This window comes from Phytomonospora endophytica (assembly GCF_014202425.1).
Lineage (GTDB): Bacteria > Actinomycetota > Actinomycetes > Mycobacteriales > Micromonosporaceae > Phytomonospora > Phytomonospora endophytica.
In genome coordinates this window covers 173162-183718 of record NZ_JACHGT010000018.1, presented here as the reverse complement: position 1 = coordinate 183718, position 10557 = coordinate 173162, and the positions used below count along the sequence as shown (strand labels likewise).

At 70.5% G+C, this 10557-nt stretch carries 7 protein-coding genes; 2 read left to right on the top strand and 5 right to left on the bottom strand.

The window, feature by feature from the left end; translation table 11 throughout:
• Positions 1 to 363: 363 nt before the first annotated feature.
• From HNR73_RS33120 to HNR73_RS33100, 5 genes are read right to left on the bottom strand one after another with little or no spacing between them, the layout of a single operon-like run.
• Positions 364 to 2499, bottom strand: a complete 2136-nt coding sequence (locus HNR73_RS33120; RefSeq protein WP_184791742.1) for an MGH1-like glycoside hydrolase domain-containing protein — start codon at positions 2497 to 2499, stop codon at positions 364 to 366.
• The gene (locus tag HNR73_RS33115) at positions 2496 to 4520 is read right to left on the bottom strand and encodes a beta-galactosidase (protein ID WP_239122222.1); all 2025 of its coding nucleotides are present in this window, start codon (positions 4518 to 4520) and stop codon (positions 2496 to 2498) included. The genes HNR73_RS33120 and HNR73_RS33115 overlap by 4 nt, the downstream gene beginning before the upstream one ends.
• Before the next feature lie 5 nt (positions 4521 to 4525).
• The gene (locus tag HNR73_RS33110) at positions 4526 to 5332 is read right to left on the bottom strand and encodes a carbohydrate ABC transporter permease (RefSeq protein ID WP_184791740.1); all 807 of its coding nucleotides are present in this window, start codon (positions 5330 to 5332) and stop codon (positions 4526 to 4528) included.
• Positions 5329 to 6240, bottom strand: coding sequence for a carbohydrate ABC transporter permease (locus HNR73_RS33105; protein WP_184791738.1), 912 nt, complete (start codon positions 6238 to 6240; stop codon positions 5329 to 5331). Before HNR73_RS33105 ends, HNR73_RS33110 begins: the two co-directional genes overlap by 4 nt.
• On the bottom strand, positions 6237 to 7565 hold the full coding sequence (locus HNR73_RS33100) for an ABC transporter substrate-binding protein (RefSeq protein WP_184791736.1): 1329 nt from the start codon (positions 7563 to 7565) through the stop codon (positions 6237 to 6239). The genes HNR73_RS33105 and HNR73_RS33100 overlap by 4 nt, the downstream gene beginning before the upstream one ends.
• Before the next feature lie 116 nt (positions 7566 to 7681).
• Here HNR73_RS33100 and gcvPA point away from each other — a divergent pair, with 116 nt between their 5' ends.
• A complete protein-coding gene (gcvPA, locus tag HNR73_RS33095) occupies positions 7682 to 9007 on the top strand; it encodes an aminomethyl-transferring glycine dehydrogenase subunit GcvPA (RefSeq protein WP_184791734.1) in 1326 nt (441 codons plus the stop codon).
• A complete protein-coding gene (gene gcvPB, locus HNR73_RS33090) occupies positions 9004 to 10557 on the top strand; it encodes an aminomethyl-transferring glycine dehydrogenase subunit GcvPB (RefSeq protein ID WP_184791732.1) in 1554 nt (517 codons plus the stop codon). The genes gcvPA and gcvPB overlap by 4 nt, the downstream gene beginning before the upstream one ends.

The following is a 10557-nucleotide window of genomic DNA, read 5'->3' as shown; positions in this document are numbered from 1 at the left end:
TCCAGCCTTCCCCGGGAAAGTCCTGCTGCGCCGTTGGCCGTGTCTGGGCGTGGGCCGACGCGAATCCCAGTGCTGCCAGCCTTCCCCGGGAAAGTCCTGCTGCGCCGTTGGCCGTGTCTGGGCGTGGGCCGACGCGAATCCCAGTGCTGCCAGCCTTCCCCGGGAAAGTCCCGCCGCACCGTTGGCCGTGTCTGGGCGTGGGCCGACGCGAATCCCAGTGCTGCCAACCTCCCGCGCGAAAGACCCGCTGCGCCGCTGGCCCGCGTCTCGGCGTAGGCCGACGCGAATCCCAGCGTTACCAACCGCCCCCGCCAAAGACCCGCTGCGCCGCCGGGCCGGAACCTCCCGGCGGCGCGGCGGGCGTCATTCGCCGCGCAGGAGCAGCAGCACCGCCGAGGCCGACCAGCTGAAGTTCGGCGCGTTGAGGCGCGCGCCGGTCAGCGGGTTGTAGTTCTCATGGATGGGCTGGTCGGTGAGCATGCCGTCGGCGTTGGCGAGCAGGCGCGCCGACAGTGCGTCGGCCTCGACGTGGTGTCCGTAGCGCTTGAGGCCCGCGACGGCGAAGTAGGCCTGGTCCAGCCAGACCGGACCGCGCCAGTAGGCCTCCGGATCGAAGTCGGGGTTGTCGCGTGACGTGGTCGGGAAGGGCACCGTCGTGGCGAACTGCGCCGGGTCGGCGAGCGCGTCGCGCACGGCGGCGGCCTGGCCGTCGTCGGCGACGCCGGTCCACAGTGGAATCGCGCCTTCGATGCCGCGTCCTCGTTCGGTCAGCGGCCGTTTGGTGACGATGTCGGTGTCGTAGAAGAATCCGCCGGCCGGGTCGTACATGTGCTCGCGGATGTGCGCGGCGATCGGTGCGGCCTCGTTCTCGTGGCGGCGGGCGTCCTTGCCGTGCCCGAGTTCGCGGGCGATCCGGGCGAGGAGGCGTTTCTCGGCGTAGAGGTAGGAGTTGAGGTCGACCGACTCCTGGTTGATGGAGTACCCGACGAGTTCGCCGTCGGCGTTCTCGTTGCGCAGGACCGTCACCCCGGCGTCGACGTCGAAGCGGGGCGCGTTGTCCATCCCGCTCTCCCACGCGGCCGCCTCGATGACGGCCTCGTCGGTGGCGTTGCCCGGGTCGACGGTGGCGCCGTACTCGGCGATCCCGTCGCCGTCGTGGTCGCGTGCGGTGTACCACCAGTCGTGGTAGGCCGTCAGTTTCGGGTACATCCGCGACAGCCAGCGCCGGTCGTGCCCGTGCCGGTAGACCTCCCACACCGCCCACGCGGCCAGTGGCGGCTTGGTGTTGCGCTCGTTCCAGTTGCCGCCGCCGTCGCTGATGTCGTTGTAGAAGACGCAGTCGAGGATCATGCCGTCGTCGCGCTGGTGGTCGAACATCGTGGTGACGGTGGAGGCGGCGAGCTCCGGGTCGAAGCGGGCGACGGCGACCGCCTGCTTCCAGGAGTCCCACGACCACAGGCCGCCGGCGAACCAGACGTAGGAGATCGACGGGGTGATGCCGCCGGTCTTGAGGCGCCCGGCCGGGCCGCGCCAGTTCGTCACGAGGGTCTGCACGGCCTTGACGGCCGGTCTACGGCGGTCGGCGGGCACGCCGTGGAGCGCGCGCCGGAGGTAGGTCGACCAGCGCTTCTCGCTGTTTTCGGTGTGGCGGCCGGGCGCGTCGAACACTTCGCGGGAGGTCTTGCGGGCCCGCTCGCGGTCGGCGGTGGTGAAGGTGAAGGACTCGGTCCACACCAGTTCGCGGGTGCGCCCGGGGCCGATCCGCAGCGGTTCGGAGAGGCTGGTGGTGTACGCGTCGCCGTCCACGGCGGTCGTCACCTGGTCGCGGTGGCGGACCTCAAAGCGCATCGTCTCGGTGGAGAAGAACGACCACGTGGAGCGGACCTCGGCGAACTCGACGGCGACGCCGCTCGCCGTCCCGGCGAGTCTCGGTGCGCTCTGGACGGGGTCGGCGGTGTGCCGCAGCAGCGAACCGCCCCACGACGGGCGGATCCGGCGCGTTTCCCGTCCCCGGTTGGTGATCCGGGCGCGGACGAAGGCGGTGCGGTCGGAGGCGAAGCGCAGTTCGAGTTCCACGCGCAGGCCGTCGACGGTGAAGGACTGCGACAGGCGGCCCGGGTGGGCGTGGATTCGCGGTGCCGGGTCGGCCGCCAGTTCGACGGGCCGGGCGTTGTCGGCGTCGGCGAGCGTCAGGCGGTTGAAGGCCTTGCTCAGCCACCACGGGTACTCCTCGGCGATGTACAGCGGGCCGGTGAAGCCGCCGTACTCGGTGGGGGCCGCGGGCAGGGCGTAGGCGTGCCAGGCGCCGAGGTCGGCGAAGACCGAGATCGGGTTGTCGGAGGGCGGGCGCGCCTCGGTGGGCGTGCCTCGCAGGTCGAGGACGTCGGGGTACTCGTCGGGATGGTGACCGGTGATGGCGGGCTCCGATGCGTTGGCGGCCGTTGCGATCATCGTGCCGAGCGGGGCGGCGAGCAGCGGAAGCAGGTGGCGTCGTCTCATGGGGCGGTCTCCGGGGTGGTGGGAGGGGTGGGGGTGAGGCAGCGGACGTCGGCGGGGCCGAGCAGGATCGTGCCGCCGAGTTCCTCGCCGGACAGCAGGTCGTGGGCGGGGCCGTCCGGGACGGTGAACTCCACGGGTTCGGTGCCGTGGTTGAGGACGAACAGGTGCTCGCCGCGGCGGCAGAGTTCGACGCCGGCGGGCGCGTCGCCGACCGGTTCCACTCCGGCCTCGCGCAGCGCGCGGCCGAGCAGGGCGGCCAGGCCGGTCTCGTCGGGCAGGGTGGACAGGTACCAGGCGGTGCCCGCGCCGAAGCGGTTGCGGGTGACGGCGGGCCGTCCGGCGAGCCTGGTGTCGGTGTAGGAGGCGATCGTCTCGGCGGTGGTGGTGTCGAGCCAGTCGCGCCAGACGCCGCCGGTGTGGTGCTCGCCGTCGTCGGTGCGCAGTCCGGCCCGTTCGCCGGCGGCCAGCGGCCAGAACTCGTCGGCGACCAGGCCGAGCAGGTCCCGGAACGCTCCCGGGTAGGCGCCGTCGTGGAGGTGGTCGTGCTCGTCGACGAGTCCGCTGAAGAAGCCGGAGACGAAGGTTCCGCCGCCGTCGACATAGGACCGGATCGCGGCGGCGGTGGCGGCGGTGGTCAGGTACAGGTTCGGGGCCAGGACGGCCTTGTAGGGGCCGAGGTCGGCGCCGGCCGGGACGAAGTCGCAGGCGATGTTGGCCGCCCACAGGGTGCCGTACCAGGCGCGGATCAGTTCGCGGACCTTCACGAGGTTGGAGGGGTGCTGTTCCTGGTCGAACTCGGCCGCCCACCAGGAGTCCCAGTCGAGCATGATCGCCACCTGGGCGTCGGTGCGCGATCCGGCGACCGGTGCGAGGGCCTTGAGGTCGGCGCCCATCCGCAGTGTGCGTTCCCAGCCTCGCGAGGCCGTCCCGGCGTGCGGGAGCATCGCCGAGTGCCACTTCTCGGCACCGGCCCGGGAGGCCCGCCACTGGAAGTGCATGACCCCGTCGGCGCCGCGCGCGACCGTCTGGAGGCTGCCCAGGCGGTACTGTTCGTCGGTCTTGGGGATGTTCACGTCGCGCCAGCTGACCGCCGAGGGCGCCTGTTCCAGCAGCAGCCAGGGCCGTCCGCGCCCGAGGGAGCGCATCAGGTCGTAGTTCATCGCGGCCGTGACGTGGGCGAGCGGATCGGCCGGGTCGGGGTAGGCGTCGTCGGAGACGACGTCCTCGCGTTCGGCCCAGGCCCAGTAGTCGAGGGCTTTCATCATGCTCATGAAGTTGGTGGTGACGGGGACTCCGGGTGACACGCGGTCGAGGACGTCCTTCTCGGCTTGGTAGCAGGCCAGCAGTGCGTCGCTGCTGAAGCGCCGCCAGTCGAGGGCCTGGGTGGGGTTGCCCGGGCCGGGGGCGGCGCGTGGCGGCGCGATCTGCGCGAAGGAGCCGTAGCGCTGGCTCCAGAAGTCGGTGCCCCAGGCGTGGTTGAGGGTTTCCACGTCGCCGTAGCGGTCGGTCAGCCAGCGGCGGAAGTCGGCCGCGGAGACCTCGCAGAAGCATTCGGTGACGTGGTCGCCGTACTCGTTGGAGATGTGCCACATGGCCAGCGCGGGGTGCCCGGCGAAGCGTTCGGCGAGTCGTTCGGTGAGCGCGACGGTCGCCGCGCGGAACACCGGTGAGCTGGGGCAGTAGTGCTGGCGGCTGCCGAATTCGAGGCGGACGCCGTCGGCGGTGACGGGCAGCGCCTCGGGGTGGGCGCGGACGAACCAGGCCGGGGGAGAGGCGGTGGCGGTCGCCAGGTCGACGGCGACGCCGTGCTCCCACAGCAGGTCGATGACGCGCGCCAGCCCGTCGAGGCGGTAGACGCCCGGCTCGGGTTCGAGGCGGGCCCAGGAGAACACGCCGACGGTGACCAGGTTGACGCCCGCCTCGGCCATGAGCCGGGCGTCGTCGCGCCAGATGTGCTCCGGCCACTGCTCGGGGTTGTAGTCGCCGCCGTAGAGCAGTCCGGGGACACGGGTGATTCCCAAGTCGGTCAACCTTTCACTGAGCCGCCGAGCAGTCCGGAGATGAACTGCCGCTGGAAGAACAAGAACACCGCCATGATCGGCAGGGTCGCCGCGAACGATCCCAGCATGAGTCCCGAGTAGTCGACCTTGGACAGGCCGACCATGGTCGACAGTGCGACGGGGATCGTGTACTGGTCTTCGGAGTTGAGCATCAGCAGGGGCCACAGGAAGGCGCCCCACTGTGCGATGAAGGTGAAGATGACGACGGCGGCGAGCTGGGGTTTCGCCGCGGGGAGCACGATCCGGTAGAAGATGCGCGCCTCGCCGCAGCCGTCGATGCGGCCGGCCTCGATGAGCTCGTCGGGGAAGTCGAGGAAGGCCTGCCGCATGAGGAAGATGCCGAAGGCGTTGGCCAGGAAGGGGACGATGACGGCCTGGTAGGTGTCGATCCACCCGAAGGTCGCCATCATCTCGAAGAGCGGCACGAGGAGGACCTGGAAGGGGATCATCATGGTCCCGAGGATCACCGCGAGGATCAGCCCGCGGCCCCGGAAGCGGTACTTGGCCAGCCCGTATCCGCACATGGCCGACAGCAGTGAGCTCACGACGGTGTAGACGACGGCGATGCCGACGGAGTTGGCCGCGACCCGGCTGAAGCCGACGCTCTCCTCAAGGCGCGCGAGGTTGTTGAACAGCTCTCCGCCCGGGAGGAAGGGGGGTGGTGAGGTAAACAGGTCCTCGGTGCGGTGGGTGGCCGCGACGATCATCCAGTAGAGGGGGAAGAGGCTGACGACGGCGCCGATGATCATCGGCAGGTGCAGGAGGCGTTTCATCCGCGCCTCCCCAGTGCCTTGAACTGGAGCAGGGACAGCGCGCCGATGAGCAGGACGACGACCCAGGCGATCGCCGAGGCGTAGCCGAAGTCGAGCTGCTGGAAGCCGACCTGGTAGAGGTAGATGATCGGGGTGAGGGTGGCGTTGTCGGGGCCGCCGCCGGTGAGCAGGTAGGGCTCGTCGAACAGCTGGAGGGTCCCGATGGTCGAGGTGATCAGGCAGAACAGGATCACCGGCCGCAGCTGTGGCACGACGACCTTGACGTAGGTGGTGACCGGCCCGGCGCCGTCGACGGCGGCGGCCTCGTACTGCTCGCGGGGGATCGCCTGGAGTCCGGCGAGCAGGATGACCATGTTGTAGCCGGTCCATTTCCAGGTGATGGAGGCGATGAGCGCGACCTTGGCCCAGACGGGGTCGTTGAGCCAGTCCACGCCGGGCAGTCCGACGAGGCCGAGGAGCTGGTTGAGGACGCCGGAGTCGGCGCGCAGCAGCACCCGGAACACGATGGCGTAGGCGACGAGCGTGGTCACGGCGGGCAGGAAGTAGGCGATCCGGTAGCCGGTGCGCATCCGCAGCCAGGACTGGTTGAGGATCTGCGCGAGGAGCAGGGCCAGCACGAGCATGAGCGGCACCTGGATCGCCAGGATGATCGCGGTGTTGCCAAGGGCCGTCGGCATCAGCGGGTCGCCGAGGAGCCTGCGGTAGTTGGCCAGGCCCGCCCAGACGGTCTCGCCGCGCTCGTCGGTCTGGAAGCTCTGGACGAGGCTGGCGACCAGCGGGTAGGCGAAGAAGACCGTGAACAGCCCGATCGCGGGTCCGATGAAGGCCCATGGCGCGAGTCTCGGCTTTCGCCGGGAGGGTTTCGTGCGGGCCTCGGCCGGGGCGCGCGCTTCGGCGAGCAGGGTCATCCGCGTTCCCGGCCGGTCGTGGAGGCGAGCTGTTCGGCGGCGTCGGCGAGTTCGGCGGTGGGGTCCTTGCCGCCCAGGACGACGCCCGAGACGACGGCCTTCATGAGTTCGGCGGCGGCGGCGAAGTCGTCGGTGTAGGTGATCGCGGGGATCTTCGCGGTCTGCTCGGTGAACATCGTGTAGATGTCCTGGCCGCCGAAGTAGTCCTGTGGCTGGCTGAAGTACGGGTCTTTGAGGGCGGGGAGGTAGGCGGGGAACAGGCCTTCGTTCTTCATCATGGAGGTCTGGTTGGCCGCGTCGGCGAGTGCGAACTTCGCGAAGGCCCAGGCCGCGTCGGGGTTCTTGGCCTGTGCGGGGATGGCGAGGCTGGAGCCGCCGTTGCTGGCGGTGCGCGCGCCGCCGGGGGTGACGGCGGGCAGGGGCATGACGCCGAACTTGCCCGAGAGCTCGGGCATTTCGGAGGTGAGCGTGCCCGACCACCACACGCCGGTGGGTTCGGTGGCGACCTTGCCGTCCTTGTTGGCGCGGACGAGGGCGTCCCAGCCGGCCTCGTTGTGGACGAGTCCGGCGTCGTTGAGGCGGCGGACGATGTCGAGGGAGGTCGCGGCGGCGGGGGAGTCGAGGGTGATCTTCCCGTCGGGGGAGAAGTATCCGGCGCCCTGCTGCTGCATGAGCAGTGGGACGAGGCCGACGCTGCCGGACACGTCGGAGACGAGGAGTTTCGCGCCGGTGGCCTCCTTGACCTTGGTGCCGGCGGTGATGAGGTCGTCCCAGGTCGAGATCGTGGCGGGGTCGACTCCGGCCTGTTCGAAGTAGTCGGTGCGGTAGAAGAGGCCGGCGGTGCCCGCGTCCCAGGGGAGGGCGGCGAGTCGGCCGTCGAGGTCGCTGGCGGCGGTCCACTTCGAGGGGTCCATGTCGGCCTTGTAGGGGCCGGCGACGTCGGTGAGGTCGACGAAGCCCTTGGGGAACTTGCCGAGGTAGCTCTGCATCTGCTGGGACTCGACGGTGACGAGGTCGGGCAGTCCGCTGCCGGATTTGAGGCCGACGGAGAGTTTCTGTTCGGCGTTGTCGTAGCCGACGTCGACGACGTCGACGGTGACGTTGGGGTACTTGGCGTGGAACTCCTGGCCGAGGCGGGTGAGCGCGGTGGCGGCGACGTCCCAGGACCAGACGGTGACGGTGCCGGTGAGTTTGTCGGCGTCGACGTCCTTGGCGGGCCCGGCGTCGCCGCCGGAGCCGCCGCAGCCGGTGAGGGAGGCGACGGCGAGGGCCGTGGCGGTGAGGGCCGCGGCCGCGCGGGGGGCGGAGCGGGCGGGGAACAACATGGGGTCTCCTCGTTGAGAATTCTGAATACAAAATATTGAACCCACTCTTCCCTCTGAGTCAAGGGCCGCGTATGTTGAATACAAAATTCGATGTTCGATCAACGGTGAGGAGAACCGTGGAGCACCCCTACATCCCGAACGCGGTGCCCGAGGTGAAGGCCTCGATGCTCGCGGCCACCGGCGCGGCGGACATCGAGGAGTTCTACGCCGACATCCCCGAGTCGCTGCGCCTGCGCCGGCCCCTCGACCTGCCCCCGCCCCTGCGCGGTGAGGCCGAACTCGTCCGCCACGTCGGCGGCCTGCTCGACCGCAACACCAGCACCCGCGACGCCCTGAGCTTCCTCGGCGGCGGCTGCTACGCCCACCACGTCCCGGCCGTCTGCGACGAGGTGAACTCCCGCAGCGAGTTCCTCACCGCCTACGCCGGTGAGCCCTACGAGGACCACGGTCGCTTCCAGGCGCTGTGGGAGTACCAGAGCCTCATGGGCGAGCTGCTGGAGATGGACGTCGTCAACGTCCCCGTCTACGACGGCTTCCAGGCCACGGCGACCGCCCTGCGCATGGCCGCCCGGATCACCGGCCGCGGCCGGGTCGCGCTGGCCACGCCCATCGACCCCGACCTGCGCTCCAAGCTCGACGACTACCTCAAAGGCGCGGTCACCCTCGGCGGTCCGGTCGACGGCGACGATCTCGCGGCCGTCTACATCGGCTACCCGACCTTCCTCGGCGTCGTCGACCCGCGGATCCCCTCCCATGTGGAGGCCGCGCACGCCGCCGGCGGTCTGGCCGTCGTCGGCTGCGACCCGATCGGTCTCGGCGTCCTGGCACCGCCGTCCTCCTTCGGCGCCGACATCGTCTGCGGCGACATCCAGTCGCTCGGCATGCACCCCCAGTACGGTGGCGGGCACGCCGGATTCATCGCCACCCGCGACGAGGAGCGCTTCGTCGAGGAGTTCCCCTCGCGCCTGTTCGGCCTGGTCCCGACCACCGTGGACGGCGAGTACGGCTTCGGCGACGTCGCCTATGAACGCACCTCCTTCGCCCGCCGCGAGCAGGGGAAGGAATGGGTCGGCACGGCGGCCGCCCTGTGGGGCATCACCGCCGGGGTCTACCTGGCGCTGATGGGCCCGACCGGCATGCGCGAGCTCGGCGAGGGCCTGATGGCCCGCTGCCGCCACCTCAAGGATCTCCTCGCCGGTATCGACGGCATCGAGATCCCCGACGCCGGGCTCCCGCACCTCAAGGAGTTCGTGGTCACCTTCACCGGCCGCACCGTCGCCGAGGTCAACGCCGCCCTGCGCGAGCGCGGGATCTTCGGCGGCCACGACCTGTCGGAGGACTTCCCGCACCTGGGCCGGTCGGCCCTCTACTGCGTGACCGAACTGCACACGAAGGCCGACCTCGACCGGCTGGCCGCCGAACTGAAGGAGGTCCTCGCGTGACCGGCGAGATCGCCCCCAAGCCGCCCCTGCGCCGCTACCACGCCGCCCGCTGGGACGAGCCGCTGCTCTTCGAACTGAGCCAGCCCGGCCAGCGCGGGATCCTGCCACCGGCCCTCGAACCCGGCCTCGCCGCCGACGCCGCCGACGAGCTGCCCGCCGCGCTGCGCCGGGAACGGCCGGCCGCGCTGCCGGAACTGGCGCAGAACGCCGTGCTGCGCCACTACCTGCGCCTGTCGCAGGAGAACCTCGGCGCCGACCTCAACATCGACATCGGCCAGGGCACCTGCACGATGAAGTACAGCCCGAAGGTCAACGACCGCCTCGTCGCCGGGCACAAGCTCGCCGCGCTGCACCCGCGCCAGGACGACGAGACCGCGCAGGGCGTGCTGGAGATCCTCTGGCGCCTGGAGCGGATGCTCGCCGAGATCTCCGGCATGGACCGGGTCTCGCTGCAGCCGGGTGCCGGTTCGGCCGCGATCTGGACGAACGTCGCCATGATCCGCGCGTACCACGAGTCGCGCGGTGAAGGGCACCGCGACCAGGTGATCACCACGATCTTCTCGCACCCGTCGAACGCGGCCTGCGCCAAGACCGCCGGGTACGAGGTCATCACGCTGTACCCCGACGCCGACGGCTACCCCGACCTCGACGCGCTCAAGGCCGCCGTCTCCGACCGCACGGCCGCGCTGCTGATCACCAACCCCGAGGACACCGGGATCTTCAACCCGCGCATCGCCGAGTTCGTCGAAGCGGTGCACGCCGTGGGCGGTCTGGCCTGCTACGACCAGGCCAACGCCAACGGGGTCCTCGGCATCACCCGCGCCCGCGACGCCGGTTTCGACCTGTGCCACTTCAACCTGCACAAGACCTTCTCGACCCCGCACGCCTGCGGTGGCCCGGCGGCCGGCGCCTGCGGTGTGAGCGCCGAACTCGTGCCCTTCCTGCCCCGGCCCACGGTCGAGTTCGACGGCGAGCGCTACTTCCTCGACGACGACCGCCCGGAGTCGGTGGGGAAGGTGCGGCCGTTCACGGGTGTGGCGCCGAACCTGGTCCGGGCCTACTCGTGGATCGCGAGCCTCGGCGCCGAGGGGCTGCGCGAGGTCGCCGAGATCGCCGTCCTCAACAACAACTACCTGATGACGCAGATGCTCAAGATCCGCGGGATCTCGGCGCCCTACGCCAAGGGGAGGCGCCGGATCGAGCAGGTTCGCTACTCCTGGGAGGAGCTCGCCGAGGAGACCGGCGTGCACTCCGAGGACCTGGGGCACCGGGCCGCCGACTACGGCGTGCACTACTGGACCAGTCACCACCCGTACGTGGTTCCCGAACCGGCCACCCTGGAGCCGACGGAGTCCTACTCCAAGCGCGACCTCGACGAGTACGTGGCGATCATGAACGCCGTCGCCGAGGAGGCCTACGCCGATCCGGAGACCGTCCGGACGGCCCCGCACCGCTCCAGCGTCCACCTCAACAAGGAGGAGACCCTGGACGACGCCGGGGCCTGGGCGGTGACCTGGCGCGCCTACCGCCGGAAGAACGCCGAACGGTGA

Bases quoted from the DNA above. Each gene is read 5' to 3' on its own strand.
- HNR73_RS33100 (WP_184791736.1), bottom strand. From the start codon at position 7,565: ATGTTGTTCCCCGCCCGCTCCGCCCCCCGCGCGGCCGCGGCCCTCACC.
- HNR73_RS33120 (WP_184791742.1), bottom strand. From the start codon at position 2,499: ATGAGACGACGCCACCTGCTTCCGCTGCTCGCCGCCCCGCTCGGCACG.
- HNR73_RS33105 (WP_184791738.1), bottom strand. From the start codon at position 6,240: ATGACCCTGCTCGCCGAAGCGCGCGCCCCGGCCGAGGCCCGCACGAAA.
- HNR73_RS33110 (WP_184791740.1), bottom strand. From the start codon at position 5,332: ATGAAACGCCTCCTGCACCTGCCGATGATCATCGGCGCCGTCGTCAGC.